This window comes from Anaerolineales bacterium (genome assembly GCA_030583885.1).
In the GTDB taxonomy this organism is placed as follows: Bacteria; Chloroflexota; Anaerolineae; order Anaerolineales; family Villigracilaceae; genus Villigracilis.
Window position 1 is genome coordinate 3,649,807 of sequence record CP129480.1, and the last position, 16,602, is coordinate 3,666,408.

Annotated in this window: 16 protein-coding genes; 7 read left to right on the forward strand and 9 right to left on the reverse strand. The window is 55.4% G+C overall.

Annotated features, from left to right (window positions below):
• The first annotated feature begins 10 nt into the window (after window positions 1–10).
• The 5 genes from QY332_18265 (at window position 11) to QY332_18285 (ending at window position 6,469) form a co-directional block, all read left to right on the forward strand.
• Window positions 11–1,138: a molybdopterin-binding protein gene (locus QY332_18265; protein ID WKZ35559.1), complete on the forward strand. Its 1,128-nt coding sequence runs from the start codon at window positions 11–13 to the stop codon at window positions 1,136–1,138.
• Window positions 1,138–2,112, forward strand: coding sequence for a M14 family metallopeptidase (locus tag QY332_18270; protein ID WKZ35560.1), 975 nt, complete (start codon window positions 1,138–1,140; stop codon window positions 2,110–2,112). The genes QY332_18265 and QY332_18270 overlap by 1 nt, the downstream gene beginning before the upstream one ends.
• 90 nt (window positions 2,113–2,202) lie before the next feature.
• The gene (locus QY332_18275; GenBank protein WKZ35561.1) at window positions 2,203–4,182 is read left to right on the forward strand and encodes an amidohydrolase family protein; all 1,980 of its coding nucleotides are present in this window, start codon (window positions 2,203–2,205) and stop codon (window positions 4,180–4,182) included.
• Between the two features lie 114 nt (window positions 4,183–4,296).
• Entirely contained in the window at window positions 4,297–5,301 is a 1,005-nt protein-coding gene (locus QY332_18280; protein ID WKZ35562.1) for a hypothetical protein, read from the forward strand.
• Window positions 5,302–5,359: 58 nt separating this feature from the next.
• Window positions 5,360–6,469, forward strand: a complete 1,110-nt coding sequence (locus QY332_18285) for a hypothetical protein (protein ID WKZ35563.1) — start codon at window positions 5,360–5,362, stop codon at window positions 6,467–6,469.
• 5 nt (window positions 6,470–6,474) lie between these two features.
• Here the strand turns inward: QY332_18285 and mltG are convergent, their stop codons facing one another.
• From mltG to QY332_18305, 4 genes are read right to left on the reverse strand one after another with little or no spacing between them, the layout of a single operon-like run.
• Window positions 6,475–7,587 carry an endolytic transglycosylase MltG gene (gene mltG, locus QY332_18290; protein WKZ35564.1) on the reverse strand — a complete coding sequence of 371 codons (1,113 nt, stop codon included), beginning with the start codon at window positions 7,585–7,587 and terminating at the stop codon, window positions 6,475–6,477.
• Window positions 7,588–7,594: 7 nt separating this feature from the next.
• Window positions 7,595–8,008, reverse strand: coding sequence for a Holliday junction resolvase RuvX (gene ruvX / locus QY332_18295; protein WKZ35565.1), 414 nt, complete (start codon window positions 8,006–8,008; stop codon window positions 7,595–7,597).
• A gap of 20 nt (window positions 8,009–8,028) precedes the next feature.
• A complete protein-coding gene (locus QY332_18300) occupies window positions 8,029–9,513 on the reverse strand; it encodes a baseplate J/gp47 family protein (protein ID WKZ35566.1) in 1,485 nt (494 codons plus the stop codon).
• A gap of 31 nt (window positions 9,514–9,544) precedes the next feature.
• Entirely contained in the window at window positions 9,545–10,699 is a 1,155-nt protein-coding gene (locus tag QY332_18305; GenBank protein WKZ35567.1) for a cysteine desulfurase family protein, read from the reverse strand.
• 266 nt (window positions 10,700–10,965) lie between these two features.
• Between QY332_18305 and QY332_18310 the strand changes: the two genes are divergently transcribed.
• A complete protein-coding gene (locus tag QY332_18310) occupies window positions 10,966–11,472 on the forward strand; it encodes a DUF309 domain-containing protein (GenBank protein WKZ35568.1) in 507 nt (168 codons plus the stop codon).
• Between the two features lie 96 nt (window positions 11,473–11,568).
• Here QY332_18310 and QY332_18315 read toward each other — a convergent pair whose 3' ends face one another.
• Genes QY332_18315 through QY332_18335 form a run of 5 tightly spaced genes read right to left on the reverse strand, consistent with a single transcriptional unit; the run spans window position 11,569 to window position 15,739 of the window.
• Entirely contained in the window at window positions 11,569–12,063 is a 495-nt protein-coding gene (locus QY332_18315; GenBank protein WKZ35569.1) for a hypothetical protein, read from the reverse strand.
• Window positions 12,060–13,352 carry a DUF58 domain-containing protein gene (locus tag QY332_18320; GenBank protein WKZ35570.1) on the reverse strand — a complete coding sequence of 431 codons (1,293 nt, stop codon included), beginning with the start codon at window positions 13,350–13,352 and terminating at the stop codon, window positions 12,060–12,062. The genes QY332_18315 and QY332_18320 overlap by 4 nt, the downstream gene beginning before the upstream one ends.
• Window positions 13,352–14,314: a MoxR family ATPase gene (locus tag QY332_18325; protein WKZ35571.1), complete on the reverse strand. Its 963-nt coding sequence runs from the start codon at window positions 14,312–14,314 to the stop codon at window positions 13,352–13,354. Before QY332_18325 ends, QY332_18320 begins: the two co-directional genes overlap by 1 nt.
• Window positions 14,304–14,894 (reverse strand): hypothetical protein, encoded by a 591-nt coding sequence (locus tag QY332_18330; protein ID WKZ35572.1) that lies wholly within the window; start codon window positions 14,892–14,894, stop codon window positions 14,304–14,306. The genes QY332_18325 and QY332_18330 overlap by 11 nt, the downstream gene beginning before the upstream one ends.
• Entirely contained in the window at window positions 14,876–15,739 is an 864-nt protein-coding gene (locus QY332_18335) for a DUF4129 domain-containing protein (protein ID WKZ35573.1), read from the reverse strand. Before QY332_18335 ends, QY332_18330 begins: the two co-directional genes overlap by 19 nt.
• 79 nt (window positions 15,740–15,818) lie before the next feature.
• Between QY332_18335 and fabL the strand changes: the two genes are divergently transcribed.
• On the forward strand, window positions 15,819–16,598 hold the full coding sequence (gene fabL / locus QY332_18340) for an enoyl-[acyl-carrier-protein] reductase FabL (GenBank protein WKZ35574.1): 780 nt from the start codon (window positions 15,819–15,821) through the stop codon (window positions 16,596–16,598).
• Window positions 16,599–16,602: the final 4 nt, after the last annotated feature.

Genomic DNA, 16,602 nt, shown 5'->3' on the forward strand with positions numbered 1-16,602 from the left:
GACCAACCTTATGACCTCAGCAGAAATCATCACCATCGGCACGGAAATATTACTCGGCGAGATCGTGGATACGAACACGCGCCACATTGCGCGCAGCCTGCGCGGGTTGGGCGTGGATTTATACCGCACCATCACCATCGGCGATAATGTGGATCGCATTGCAAGTGCAATTCATAATTCCATGGAACGCGCCGATATTGTCATCACCACGGGCGGATTGGGTCCCACCATTGACGATCCCACGCGCGAAGCGGTTGCCAAAGCTATCGGCGCGGAAACCGAATTCCGCGAAGACCTATGGCAACAAGTTGTTGAAACGATTTCAAGATATGGCCGCAAACCGTCTGAAAACCAAAAGCGACAGGCGTATGTGCCAAAGGGAGCCATCGGTATTCGCAATCCCGTTGGCACGGCACCTTGTTTTATCGTTGAAACGCCGCGCAACGCGGTTATCTCCCTGCCTGGCGTGCCCAATGAAATGGAACACGTCCTGCATGAATCCATCATCCCGTACCTGCAAAAGCGTTTTCCTCTCGATGAAATTCTCAAGATCCGCGTCCTGCATTGTGCGGGCCTTGGCGAGGGCGTGATCGATGAAAAGATCGCCGATCTCGAAACGCTCAGCAATCCCACTGTTGGGCTTGCCGCGCACACAGGCGTGGTGGATGTCCGCATTGCGGCAAAAGCAAAGACTGAACATGAAGCCGATGGAATGATCGCACAGGTTGAGGCGCAAGTACGCGAGCGGCTTGGGAATATCGTCTTCGGCGCGGATGATGACAGGCTGGATAAAGTCACGCTGGATACAGTGGCAAGCCGCGGCTTGAGTCTGACCGCGATCGAGTCGGGATTGGATGGAATGTTGGCGCGAAAGATCCCGCAGACCACCTCCATCCCCAATCTGAATCCTGCCTCCCTGATGGACGCCTTGCGTGCCGCCCGAGCCGCTTCCAAGGCAGATATCGCCTTGGGCGTTTCCGTTTACATGGACGAACGCGCCGCTGAGATGGCAATGATCACGCCAAAAGGCGAGAAGACTCACCGCATCCCCTTCGGCGGACCACCCAAGAGCCTGCCGCGCTGGAGCGTGAACCTCGCCCTCAACTGGCTGCGGACGACCATGGAGGAAATGAATTAATGCCTGCGCCGAAGCGACGCAAAGACAATCCCTGGGTCATCCTTGCATGGGCGTTGAACATCATCGGGCTGGGAGGGATTGCGCTTGTCCTGGTGGCGTACTGGGCGCTGCAACCCGCTTTGGCAGCGCCCCAGGAACAAAAACCAGTGTATCCTGCCGCCCTGCCGGCCACCTACACGCCGGACCTGTCGTCGTTATACCTTCCGACGGTCACACCCAATCCGCTCTCCACCATGATCGTGGTGGAGACAGCCACACCCTTCGTACTGCCCGAAGGCGACAAACGCCGCACGGTCATTGGCTATTCGGTATCAGGACGCCCGATCGAAGTGTATACCTTTGGGAACGGCGGAAAACAAAGGATGATCGTGGCGGGCATCCACGGCGGCTATGAGTGGAACACGATCGCGCTTGCCGATGAATTGATCACCCATATCTACGAGAACCCCGAGATCATCCCCGGCGACGTGACGCTCTACATCCTGCGCAACTTGAACCCGGACGGTGATGCGCGCGACCACGGCATTGACGGGCGCGTCAACGACCACGGCGTGGACTTGAACCGCAACTTCCCCACAAACTGGTCTTCAACATGGGACCGCAGCGGCTGTTGGAATTACGGTCCGACCACGGGCGGCACAGGGCCCGGCTCCGAACCGGAGACGCGCGCACTGATGTATTTTTTGCAAAGCCACAAGGTGGAGGCTCTTATCAGTTATCATAGCGCCGCGCTGGGCGTTTTCCCCGGCGGCGAGCCCTGGGAAAAAAATTCGATAGAATTTGCACAAGCGCTTGCCAACGTGACGGGCTACCGCTTCCCGCCCATCGATACGGGGTGCGTCTTCACAGGCACCCTCGCCGATTACGCGGTTGAACTCGGCGCAGTGGCAGTGGACATGGAACTATCCACGCACCGATACACGGATTTCAAACAGAATCTAAGAGCATTGGAAGTGCTGTTGAATTGGAGATAGCAAGTCAGGCATTCAGCCTGATATTTTTCATAAACCACATACCTGGCGGGTTTGCCACCCGCCTTACACTGCAACAAACAAGGAGACCGAATGACACAAAAAGCAGATACGCTCTTCCTCAACGCCATCGTCCTGACGATGGATGAAAAACTGAACCAATACGATCCCGGCGCAGTCGCCGTCAAAGGGGATGCGATCATCGCAGTGGGTCCCGAAGTGGATATAAAAAAGAAATATTCGGCAAATGAAACCGTCGATTGCGGCGGCAAGGTGCTGATGCCGGGACTGGTCAACGCGCATACGCATGTACCCATGACCCTGCTGCGCGGCCTTGCCGATGACCTGCGCCTGGACGTCTGGCTGATGGGCTACATGCTGCCGGTGGAGCGGGAGTTCGTCTCGCCTGAATTCGTGCGGCTGGGCACATCCCTCGCCTGCGCGGAACAGATCCGCAGCGGAGTGACCACCTTCAACGACATGTATTTCTTTGAAGACGACATCGCCCAGGCGGCCGCCGATGCGGGCATGCGCGCGGTCTGCGGACAGTCCATCATGAAATATCCCGCGCCGGATGCGGATGCCTTCGAAGACTCGCTCGCCTATGCGCGCGGGTTCATCAAAAAGTGGAAAGACCATCCGCTCATCATCCCCGCGATTGCGCCGCACGCGCCCTACTCCACCACGCCGGAAATATTGCGCGCCTGCGCCGATATCGCAAAAGAATTCGATGTGCCGCTTCACATTCACATTTCAGAAACCGCGTTCGAAGTGGAGACCATGCGCAACGAACAGGGCATGCCCGTTGTGCCGTACGTGAAAAAGCAGGGCATCTTCGAAGCCAAGGTGATCGCGGCGCACTGCGTCCACATCGACGTCGGCGAGATGCGAACCATGCAGCATGCGAACGCAGGCATTTCGCACAACCCCTCGTCCAATCTCAAGCTCGCCTCTGGTTTTGCGCCCGTGCAAAAAATGCTCGAAAACGGACTGAATGTCGGCATCGGCACGGATGGCCCCGCTTCGAACAACGACCTCGACATGTTCGAGGAAGTGCGCCTTGCCTCGTTCGTTGCGAAGGCTTCATCGAATGACCCGACCGTCGTCCCGGCGGCGACCGCCCTCCTGATGGCCACCCGCATGGGCGCGCAAGCGCTTCATATCGGACATTTGACCGGGTCGCTGGAAGCGGGCAAACGTGCTGACCTGATCCTGGTGGACACTTCCCCCGTCCATAACTCCCCGCGCTTCAAACGGGACCCTCACAATGCCTACGCCCAGCTGGTATTCGCCTCCAAATCCACCGATGTGACCGATGTGATGGTGAATGGAAAATGGTTGATGCGTGACCATGAACTGCTGACGCTGAAAGAGGCGGAGCTTCTTCAACAGGCACGCGAACTGGCGCAAAGGATCGACGCCTTCCTGATCGAACGCGAACAGTCTGTGCTTTCCAAGTTGATCGCGCTGGGCGGTTCGATGGAGCAGGAGTCGTTCGAGGTGCAGGTGAAGGTCAAGGTAACGGAACCAGACTCACTGGTCCGAAAAATGAAGCGACCGGAGATCGAAGTCACCGCACATAAACACTATCACCAATATGACAATTACTTCCTCTTCGACGATCCGGCCCAGGGACGCCTGCGCTTCCGCGAGGACAATCTCATCAACGAAAAAGGCGACGTGGAAAATGTACGCTCGCGTTTGACATTGCTCGGCCAAAAACGCGAGGACGAGATCGGGCATGATGTGCTGCTCTCGCGCAGCCGCTTCCTCGCCCCCGCGGTTCACACCCTGCGTTTCTACCGCGAGTACTTCAAACCCGTGCAGGAAATTTCCATCGAGAAGGACCGCCTGCGCTGGCACATCCGCTATAAGGACACGGAGTTCTTCATCAACATCGATGAAGTAAAGGAACCGGGCATGGGACATTTCCTCGAGATCAAGAGCCGCACGTGGAGCCGCACGGACGCCGACCGCAAGGCGGAACTTACCGGCGAATTGCTGGACCTGCTCGGCGCAGGCAACGCGGAAACCGTGACCCAGGACCTGATCGAGATATTGACCGCGAATTAATGTCATTGCGAGGAGGACTTTAGTCCGACGACGTGTGCCACGAAGTGGTAAGCAACCCCATGTAACCAGGAGATTGCTCCGCGCCTTCGGCGCTCATAATGACAGGATTACTTTATGGAAACCTTACGAAAAAGCATCGCCGCATTTTGCGCGCTCTCCTTTGTTTTCACAGCGGTCGCCTCGCTTTTTCTCTTCAATTTCGACCGCAGAGCCTTTACCGCCGAAACCTATCAGCGTGCCTTCGCGCGGGATGATTTCTACAATAAACTGCCCGCTGTGATGGCGGAGGCAATGACATCCTCGGGTGCAGACCAAAGCCGGTTCCCCAGCATGGTGCAAGGCATGGACAGGGATGCATGGGAGGCGTTCTTCCGCACGTTGCTCCCGCCTGAGATGCTGCAGGTGATGGGAAACGACGCGCTTAACTCGACCTTCGCCTACTTCAACCTGCAAACAGATACGGTTCTGCTCAACCTCGCCCCGCTCAAAGCGAGCCTGACGAGTGACAGGGGTGTGCAGGCGGTTTTTTCCCTGCTGGGCACATTGCCCACCTGTGACCTGCTTCAGATCGGGCAGATGACTCTCGACCTGTTTTCAGGCGGACAGATCGAGTTTTGCAACCCGCCCGCCGACTTGCAACCGATGCTCATCCCTGTCATTCAGGGACAATTGCAATTTACGGCGGCGGCGATTCCCGACCAGTTAGTCATCGTCAGTGCGCCGCTTCAGAATGACCCGCGGCAAAGGCTGAAAACCGCCCGCGCGTACATGCGGATCAGTCCGCTGCTGCCGGTTTCATTTTTGCTGGGGATCCTGATCTTCGGGGTGCGGTCATTGAGGGGCTGGCTGAACTGGTGGGGAATCCCGCTTGCACTCACGGGTGTCATCGCCTTTGTGACCGCCTTGCTGGGCGGACCCGTCTTCGGCGGGATCCTCCAGCGCCTCCTGCTTGCCCAAATGCCAAATTACCTGCCCCCCATTCTTTCAGACTACGCCGGCGACCTTGCCTCCGCGATGGTGCAGACGCTGTTCAGCCCGGTCATATGGCAGGGACTGGCGCTGGTCTTGCTTGGGGCTGGGATGCAGGGCGCTGGATATTTATTGAAAAAACAAAAGTAATGGCAGCTTGCCGCAACATTTCCCAGCCAATCCTTGTAATACTCCATAGAGGTAGATCATGCGGCGGATTACCATTTTCACTTTCATCCTGTTTATCATGTCCATCGCCTGCGGCGGCGGGGCGCCAACCCCCCCGCCCGCAGCGGAAACATCCATTTTCGACTCGGGCAAAACCGCCTACGGTTTTTTCCCCTCCCCGCCCGAAGCGACGCTTGAAAGCGTCCTGCAAATGTACCTGGATTTCGGCGAACATGCCGACGTGGTACTGCTGCAACAAAACCCGCCGTGGGAGGAGTTCGTAAACGGCGCGAATGTCCAATCCGAGCGCATTACCGATGTCACAAATCAATACATCCTCGCCTCGCAGAACAACCTCGAGATCATCTACGTCGTGGACCCGCTCAACGGCTTGAACCGCCGCGAGTTCTTCGGCCTGCCGGCCGGCTGGGAGGCCAGCTTTGCCAACCCGGATGTCCGCGCAGCGTTCACAAATTACACCCTGCGCATCGTGCGCGAGTTCCATCCGCGCCATCTCGGCCTCGCCTCCGAGATCAACACCTACATGGATTTTCATCCCGAAGACGCGCCCCACTTCGTCAGCTTGTATCGCGAAGTGTATGGCAGGGTCAAAGCCGAAGCGCCGGAGACGCAGGTCTTCGTCACCTTCCAATGGGAGGATCTGAACAATCTCTTTTTGACCGACCCGACCGGCGGCACACCCTACGACACGAAATGGGAGCTGGTCGAAGCCTTTGAACCCAGCCTGGATCTTTGGGTGATCTCATCGTATCCCTTTGCGGTGATGGAAAACGGGGCGGACATTCCATCCGATTACTATACCCCGCTTCTCACGCGGACCGATAAACCTGTTGCCATTGCCGAAGGCGGATTCATCAGCCGCGACTTTGATCCGTTCCACGGCGACGACCAGGACCAGGTGGATTATCTCAACGCCATCCATTCACAACTTGGCGGCGAACGCCTTGCCTTTTGGATCTATCTCCTGCTCAGCGATTTCGACATGGAGTCCTACGCGAAGTTCATGCGCGAACAGGGTCAAAGCGATGCGGATATCGAGACACTGTCCATGTTCGGTTCGGTGGGGCTGCGTGAATTCGACGGCACGCCCAAATCCGCGCTGGAGGTGTGGGATTCGTTCAGGAAATAATAATATTAGGGGCAGGCATTGGCGATCTGTTCTTCCAATGTGACCGCGAATACGTGATAGCCGGAGCCGTCACATGCGGCACGGAAGTAGTAATACGGGGAGGCTTGCGGGAATGCCACCGCCTGCAAGGCTTCCAAACCGGGGTTGGAGATGGGCGCGGGCGGCAATCCACCGATCTGATAGGTGTTAAACGACGAACTGACTTGCAGGTCATTCAAAAAGAGCGGGCTCTTCCACCATGAATTCGTATCCGGACGATACCCAAGCGCGTATTGGACGGTCGGGTCGGCATCCAGTTTCATGCCGATGGCGAGGCGGTTCAAATACACGGAGGCGATCAGCGCGGATTCCTCCGCGCGAATGGCTTCGCGCTCCACGATGGAAGCGAGGATGACGGCTTGATACAGGCTCAGTCCCTGGCTGGCAAACCCCTCCTGTAGGTCGCCCGAGATATGGACAACAAAGTTACGCGCGACGGCATCCAGCAGCTGGTCAACGGTTGTCTCCCGCGGCAGGGTATAGGTATCCGGATAGAAGAATCCCTCCATGGTGGCGGGAGATGCAAACGCAAGCACCTGGGATGGGGTCTGTGCGGCGGCAAGAAATGTTTGGGGGTCAATGGACAAGCCCGAGGTCGGAAGCGAGGCGGCGATCTCCTCCATCCGCCAGCCGGGCAGGATCACGAGCGATGCATCTCCGGGAGAAAATTTCTGCAATGTCTGTGCGACCTTTACAATGGACAGCGCGGGGCTGAGGGTGAAGTCACCCGCCTGGATGGTCAGGTCGATGCCGCTGTAGACCACGTAATCAAAGAATGCATCGGCGCTGGAAATGAAGCCCAGCTCCTCGAGCCTGTTTGCAATGGAACTCACGGGTTCGCCGCCTTCGATATGGAAGGGCTGTTCAATCCCATTCGGGTCGCGCGGTGTGATGAGCCTGTCTCCATGCATGAGCAGGCGCGCGGAATATTCGATGCGGTTTGAAATCGAAAGATGGCTTGCGGGCGGACCGTAGAGAAGCGAGGCCTGTGCAGGAATGTAATACAGGAAGGCAAATACGCAGGCAAGGCTGGCAAGGACAAGTAAAGCAAGGATGAAATAATATTGATATCGACGCATGGTTGTTTTAGGTACGATGGGCTTCAAGATAGGACTGCAATATTACCACTGCCGCGTAGGCATCCTGATGGCCCGCGCGTTTCCTTCTTGAGATGCCGAGTTCGATGCGGGCAGCGCGGGCTATTTGGGTGCTGAAAGATTCGTCCCACATTTCGATGGGGGTATCGGTCTGGTTGCGGAGTTCATCGGCGAAGCGCGCCGCGCGGCGTCCGGCGGGATTGGGCTCCCCGTCCTCATCGAACGACTGACCGACGACGATCAGGCTCGCTTCATTCTGCGCGGCGATTTCGGCGACCTGCGCGGCATCCACGATGCGCGAGACATGCCGCACGACTCTCAACGGGCTGGCGATGGTGGCGGTCGGGTCACTGAGGGCGAGTCCGATGCGTTTTTCGCCGTGGTCCACTGCCAGGATCCTCATGACAAAAGGCAGGGTTGCCCCTACCCGACCTCCACGGAAATGTTAAATGGAATCAGGGGCAGCCACTTCCACCATGCGGGGAGCAGTGTAATTTGCGGAGGTTCGCGCAATTGAAACGCCCTCATCAATTCAGCCTGCGCGCGCATGGGATCCTGTCCGCGAATGATCGAGAACACCCTGAGTTCATCGATCCTGCGAAACGTGATCTGTGCGGCCTCCAATTCAAAGTGGGTGACACCGGAGGAATCGGTTAGCGGGTCGGCCAGCGGCTTGAAGGTCGCCCCGCCGAGTGGGGAAAATCCCTGCGGAATGGACCCGTTCAATGTAGAGACAACCAGTTGATTCAAATCATCGTATGAAATGTACCTGGCAAAAAAGTCCACCTTCATGTTCAACGTGAGCGTTTTGCCTGCCTGCCCTTCGGGCGGGGAAAATTCATCCAGCAGGGTTTCAGTGATTTCAAAAGTATCCGTCAATAAAAGATCATCCGCGCCGATTTGTGCGCGCATTTGCATTTCAGCAGAGCGGCGTAAGGTTTCGAACAGCCTGTCGCGTAATTTGGCGCGGTCGTCATCCGTCGCGCCGATCGCCTTGGTATCCGTGCCGCCGGATGTTTCTTCCGGATTTGTCACTGAGATGGAAAGCCCGAGCGGCCCCTCCACGATCAAAACCGAGTCCGCTTCAACATTTCCCTGCGAGCCTGCATCCAACGCCTCGATTTGGATTTCCACAAACTCATCAACCCCGGCAGCCAGAAGCGTATCCTTCAAGGTGACGAAGCGCATCAGCGACTGCGTGGCAACCACCGTCCCTGCGGGAATTTCGATTTGATCCGTGGTCAGGTTCGTAAAGCGTGCGATGCCTTTCGATTTTGATTTCGGCAGCACGACCTGGCCGGTCACATCCATGGATTGCTCCGCATCCACAACGACGGATATGCTGCGGGCGGGAACACTGCCGGTAATGGATACGGATCCAATGGACAAGCTGGCATTCACTGGAATAAGGATGGATTGAGTCTGCGATACGGGATACAACGTCAGCGCCGCACGCGGGACGAACAGGCCTGCCAGCACCAAAACGGCAGTCACCCCCAGCGTGAATGTGATTACTCTTCCAAGAAGGGCTGTTCTCCAGGCAGGCTCTTTAACGTACACAGCCTCCCGCATCTGACGCAGTCCCCGGCGGGGAGGCGCAGGCATGTGCTGAGTGCGGGGCGGGGAGGCAGGCCACAGATCCTTTTGAGCCGAGGCGGATGATTTAAAAACAGGGATGCCAAGCGACTCCGCATCCCGCCTCACCTTCGCGCGGCGGGTGACCAATCCCAACTGCGCCCCGAGTGAATCGGCATGACGCTGCAGGACTTTCAAATCCAGCAATCGCAGGGTGACTTTTTCATACTTGGGCCAGACCAGCAGAATGCGCGGCGTTTTCGCCCACGAAAGCCTGTCGCGGACGGAAATCAGGTCATCGTGAGATTCGAGGGTGATGATCTTGGTTTTCAAAGGAATATGCCACGAATGAACATAGAGTCAATTATCTTGGGTTTAATTTTCTCGTCTTTTCAACAAGGCCGGGAAGTGTTTTCAATAATGATTCGATTTGTTCCGGCGTCGAGTCAATGCCGAGGGTAATTCTCAGCGAACCCAGCGACCAATCGCGGGAATAGCCGAGCGCGGTGATGACTTCGCTTGGTTCGGGGTTGCCCGTCTTGCACGCAGAGCCGGAGGAACAAGCAAAGCCGGCCGAATCAAGCATTTGCAGGAGCAGGTTGCCGTCCACATCCCTGAAGACAAATGAGGCATGATTGGGGAGACGCTGTTCAGGGTGACCCGTGAGACGCACATCGGGGATCGTTTCAAGGACGGTACCAATCATATGATCCCGCAGGGGTTTGACATGCGCCGTGCGGGATTCGCGCTCATCCACGGCGAGTTGCAGGGCTTCCGCAAAGCCGACGATATACGGCACATTATGCGTTCCTGCCCGCAGACTGAATTCCTGTCCGCCGCCTGTGAGCTGAGGAACCAGTTTCGTCCCCTTGCGGACGTACAACGCACCCACGCCTTTCGGTCCGTAGAATTTATGTCCACCCAGTGACAGCAGGTCCACGCCGAGTTTTTCCACATTCACATCCAGATACGCGACGGCCTGCACGGCATCTGTATGAAAAAGAATATTATTTTTCCTTGCAATTTCAGCCAGTTCTTGAATCGGGTTGATCGTGCCGATCTCATTATTGGCAGCCATCACCGAAGCCAGGGCTGTGTTATTGCAAACCGCCCTGTGCAATGATTCAGGCGTCACCCCGCCAAATTCGTCCACATCCAGCCATTCGAGCAGGAAGCCGTATTCTTTCTCCAATTGGATCGCAGTCTTGCTCACGGCCGGGTGCTCGGTTTTGGCGGTCAGGATCCAGCTCGCGCCGGAAGCGCTGCGTCTGCCCATCGCCGCGCCGCGCAGAGCAAGATTATCCGCTTCGGAACCGCCCGATGTGAAGACGATCTCATCCGGTTTGCAATTCAAAATAGCAGCGACTTTCTCACGGGCTTCATCCACCACGGCTTCAGCTTTTTGCCCGAAACGATGAGTGGATGATGGATTCCCAAATAACTCGCTGAAATATGGTGTCATCGCATCCAAAACCCGCGGGTGGACCGGGGTGGTGGCGGCATAATCAAGGTAAATCATGGATGGATTATAGCAAACAATTGGCATCGAAATAAAAAGTTTGCCATTTCAGAGTGGCTGATCTCGTGGACTTGCCAAAAGATTTAACCACAGAGCGCACAGAGATCACAGGGAAAACCTCTCAAAAAACCTCTGTGGACTCCGTGATCTCTGTGGTATGGGATTTTCAGCCCATCCTTTTAGCCACTCCCTGCCATTTTGCACATACTCTGCATGATATACTGCAAAAATACGCGAATGCAACAGATAATGAAGGCGGAAGAACGATGAATGAATTGAGTTGTCATGGAGATTTGCATCCCAAAGCAATCGAGGGAATGAAATTATTTAACGAGGGAAAATTCTTCGACGCCCACGAGGAGCTGGAAACAGCCTGGAGGGATGAGATCGGAGAAATCCGCAACCTGTATCGAGGAATTTTACAAATTGCAGTGACCTATCTGCTCATCATGCGCGGAAATTATGAAGGTGCCATCAAAGTCCATGGGAGGAGTTTAAAGTGGCTGACAGATTGGCCGGATGTTTGCAGGGGAATTCAGATTAAGAAATTTCGGGATGATGCTCAAGCGGTGGTGCATGAACTGGAAATGCTGGGGAGGAAGAATATCGGCAGGTTTAATAAATCCCTTTTTAAGCAAATCGTATGGGATGAAAAGAGAAAATGGATCTGCGACCGCTGCGGCAGCGAGATGCATGAAAAGAATTGCAAAATCAGCTGTCCCAATTGCGGGAATCGATTTGATTGTTCGGACTTGAATATTTATGTTGATTAATTGTACTGATGAAAAGGCCGGGGCGACCCTTCAATGATTATTAGCAAGGCGATTTGCTTTCGCCGGGCGGGTCGCCCCGGCCATGCAAATTTCAGATTATTCGCGGCTGCGCAGGCGATAGACCAGTGCGCTAATTCCCCAAATTCCAAGAAGAGCAAGCAAGGCCGCCGCACCAAATGTTAGAGTGACGTGGATGCGGGTGGCGGCAAAATATCCCGCCAAACTCAAACCGATCACCAGGGCGAGGCGCACAAAATGGGCTCGTTCCGTTTTGCCCGCATCCTGCGGACTATCCGTCATTTGCAGACGTTGGAAAAATTTCGTCAAATCCCATGCAAGCAGGGAAAAGATCACGCCAGCCAAAGCCGGCCCGGGGGATACATCCGCCCAGAGGGAAGCGAGGGAAATGACGATGATGACCGCAAATGCAAAGCCAGAGAAGCGATGCAAGCCGCGCATGAAAAGGACGATCCATGCAATCCCCAGGAGCGCAACAGTTATCGAAACGGGAATGTAATCATTTGCAGCAAGACCATACGTCAATGCGGCAGTACTGGCGATAACGGAAATGTAAACAAAATTGCGGGTCATCTGTTTCCCACTCCCCGCTGAATTGCATGTAAAAATGCGGTCGGACGGCTCAATGAAGCGCGTACCGCTTGTTCAAATGGATGCGCCACGTCCCAATTGACAACATAAATTCCCACGTGGCGCAATTCCCGCAGGAGAACCTCGCGCTGGAGTCTGGCAATGCGTGCAGCGAGCTTTATCGAAGGACTATCGCCAAGTCCGCGGGACTCGAAGGAAACAGGGTCTGGGCTGATGACCAGGAGCTGATAGCCGCGCGCGCGCAATTGAGTCAGCAGGGGGACATCTCCCCCGCTCAATGGGCTGATGAGAATGATCTGCGAATTGGGCGGAAATACTTTGCGCGGGATGATCAAGGAATTAAAATTCCGGGATTCGCCTGTTTCCGCCAGCGCGAGGTCTTGCATAATGCGCTCGCGTTGATGTTTGCCATAGCCGGGGGATGTCCATTTGTTGCGCTTGCCGTAAATGAACAAGCCAACCCGGTTTCCCTCAGAAAGCAGGGATGAAGCCACAGCCACCGAGGCGAGGACAGAATCTTCGAAGATCGAACGTCCGCCGCCAAATTCGTTGACCTTGCGCCTGCCGTCCAGCACGATGCCAACATCCGCAACGCGTTCCTGTTCATATTCATTGGAATAGATTACGCCGTCCTGTCTCGCGGAAACGCGCCAGTTGATGTGATGCGGCGAATCCCCAATTTGATATTCGCGCAAGCCAAAGAACTCAATTCCCGTTCCGCCTTGATGGGCGGGTACCACGCCTGAGTACACGCGAGTCTGACGGGGCTGTATGACAATGTGTCGGACGCGGGAAACTGAGGGCAGCACAAGCAACTGCCCGCGTGTGGGAAGAGCCGCGCGTTTGACCACCAATCCCAACCGGTCTTCAGCGATCACCGTGATGTGGTCAAAGTAGTGACTGCCGCGTTTTCCCTGCAAGGTATACGCCCATGAAATGCTTCCATACGCTGGCAGGTTCACCAGCCGGCTCGAAGCGCCTTCCACAACGGTGAGGAAAGCGGGCAGCGGATCATGGAGCAAAACCTGCTCCAACGCCTCGCCATGATTTATGACTTTCAATTCAACTGTGACAGTGTCACCGGGCGCGACTCTTTCCGCGCTGATGGCTCGCTCGGCGGAGAGATGCAGTTCCTCCGGTCCGCGCCAAAGGCTTGCAAGCAAATACAAAACCAAAGGCAGCGCCAGCGACACCATCCCCCCGTTCAACGTGCCTATGCCGGCCAGGATGATGAGATAGATCAGAGCCGCCAGCAGTGCAATGCGGCTCATTATGCTCCAGCAACCACCGGCACAGCGACCTTTCTAAACACATCATGTATGACTTCAGCGGTAATGTCACGCGCCACCCAATATTCAGGCAGAAGCATAATGCGATGTGAAAGGATTGGCGCGGCAAAACGTTTGATGTCGTCGGGCAAAATATAATCCCGTCCATTCAACGCAGCGTGGGCGCGGGCCATTTTCAGGAAAGCCAGCGAGGCACGCGGACTGGCCCCCACCGCCACGCGGCGATCATTGCGAGTCTCGTGCACCAGGCGGGCGATATATCCTTCCAGATCAGAATCCACATGCACCGATTCAACCATTGCACGCAGTTTCATTAACTTTGCAGCCGAGGTGACGGGCTTCAATTCCACATCCTCCTGACGGCGTGTGTGACGGCGATTCAGGATTTCTTTTTCCTCCGCCACATCAGGATACCCAATGGACAGTTTAAGCATGAAGCGATCCAATTGCGCTTCGGGCAGAGGGAATGTGCCCTCGTATTCAATCGGATTTTGGGTTGCCATCACAAGAAATGGTTCGGGCAGAGGCATGCTTTCACCTTCCAGCGTAACCTGTCCCTCCTGCATGGCTTCAAGCAAAGCGGATTGGGTCTTTGGGGATGCGCGGTTGATTTCATCCGCAAGCACGATATTCGAGAAGATCGGTCCCCGCCGAAGGAGAAAACGATTGTGCGCGCGGTCCAATACATAGCCGCCGGTGATGTCGCCGGGCAAAAGATCCGGGGTGAATTGAATGCGTTTAAAATCGAGTCCCAGCACAGCCGCAAATGAACGTGCGATCAATGTTTTGCCAAGCCCGGGAAAATCCTCCAGGAGCACATGGCCACCCGCAAGCACAGCGGACATGATCAACTCCAACACACTGCGCTTGCCCACGACCGCGCGTTCCACCTCATCCATCACCTTTTGTGATGTCAGCGCAACACCATTTGCCTTACTGATCATGTCTGATATCCATTTGTGCCTCGAGATAATCCACCACTTGTTCCAGCTCGATGTCGAGCGGAGTGGATGCATTCTTTAACATCAACCCCTCAGGCGCATAATCTGCATAAGATGTATGTACCCCCGCCTCCAGGAAAGCCTGGACTCTTTCCGACGGCAACGGGATTCGCTCCGAGGTCTTGTTTGAAGCGTTTTGTTGAATCGCCTGCTGGACCTTCCCAAGCAGATGTGCGATCTGCCACTTGAAATAGATCCCGCGATATCTTTGCTCGATGTACCCCGCCATCACCTCCACCGGACCGACCACTGGGGATGTACTCTCCGGGCTTGATTCTTCCCTGTAGCGTTTTCCGTAAAAACTCCCCACCGCAACGTAAAGGATCAGGAGCAATAAAAACAACCACAACACCTGCTGTGGGATCGCCCTGCCCATAACATTCAGGGACCAGGCCAGGAACGCCGCAAATCGAACCGCAGCACCGGCTGCCAGCCGGCCCAGGGGAAATATCAAGGCTGCAACAAGAATTAATAATGCGATGAAGAGAAGCGGTTTCCAGAATTTTACTGTTCTGCTACGCATGCCTTCAGAATGCTGGTCAGACAATTCCTTGCCTCCTTGATCTCTTCGGGAGTGACGCGCTGGCCTCCATAGCGGACTTTTTCGAACACCCGCGTCAGCTCCTGAACCGCTGCACTGGGCAAGCCCGCCTTTTCGAGTTGTTCTGCAAATTCAGCAGGCGTCATGGCAGCTTCGCGGATAATGCCGCGATATTCATGTACCGCAGCATGCATGCGTGTATAACTTCGGATAATGACATTTCTGGACTGTTGATTTTTTGAAAGATCGTTCAACGTGGAACGGGCAATTTCAGCGATCTCATCCAACCCCTTTTTTGGCTGCAACCATTTATCAATGAATCGGTTAAATATAACCGAGGCAAACGCAGCAATTGTAACGACGATCAAGGACGTGATCCAAAACTCCCACTGCGGGGTTACATGCGGTGGAATGAACTGCTGTGGCTGCACGTTTCCGTCCGGTACGGTCGTGAGGGATTGCCCCCCATCAAACAGGGCGGGGTTGTTTTGAGCCATGCGGCCCATGATCAACATCACCACAAATGCGAAAGCAAAGAAGCGGAGCAGGAGGGTGAGCAATCCCTTGCTGGTCTGCGGGCGGATGGGACCGAGCATGACCAGAAACAATACAATGAACATGCCGATAATAAAATATCGAAACCAGGAAAATTGAGGCACATCCTCTGGATTGGCGGTACTGGAAAGCCTGAACAGGTTGTCAAATCCCACCATGTTCGGCTGATCAAATTTCACTCCATTTAACCCCGAAGCGAGGACAACCAGTCCGATCAGGGCGGCACATGCCAATAGGATGATCCAGACTTTTCCATTAATAAGTGATTTCATTTGGCTGCCTGAAGTAATTGTACCATTTGGAAATATCCAATGATATACTGCCGTCATCAAAGGAATCCAGACGTATCTTATGTCCACCCAATTGTTCTCAAATAAGACCGCACTCGTCACAGGTTCGGGACGCGGCATCGGCAAATCCATTGCCCTGCATTTCGCAGCACACGGTGCGGATGTGGTGATCAATTTTTTCCGCAACCGCGCGCCGGCCGAGGAAACCGCACGTGAAGTGGAAAAACTCGGCCGCCGCGCATTGCTTGTCAAGGCGGATGTTGGCGACCTCGATGACCTGAACCGTCTGTTTGATGAAATTGAAAAGGAATTCGGCGGGCTGGATATTCTCGTCCACAACGCGGCTTCAGGGTACAACCGTCCCGCAATGGAACAGAAACCCAAAGGCTGGGATTGGACGATGAACATCAACGCCCGCGCCCTGCTGTTCGCCGCGCAGCGGGCCGTCCCGCTCATGGAGAAACGCGGGGGCGGGAAAATTGTCAGCATCTCGAGCACGGGGTCGGTGCGCGTGCTGCCGGATTACATCGTGGTCGGTGCGAGCAAGGCGGCACTGGAGTCATTGACGCGCTATCTGGGCGTGGAGTTGATTGCAAAGGGGATCAATGTCAACGCCGTGTCACCCGGCGTCGTGGAGACCGAGGCGCTGAATCATTTTGCATCCATGGGTGGGCAGGAAAATGTCATCCATAAGTTCGTCAAGGAAGTCCCCGCTGGACGGCTGATCACGCCGCAGGAAGTGGCAGAGGTCGTCGCGTTCCTATGCTCCCCGTCCGCGGCGATGATCGTCGGACAAACGCTTGTGGTGGACGGCGGCTACAGCCTGCCAATCCCGAAATAGAAGT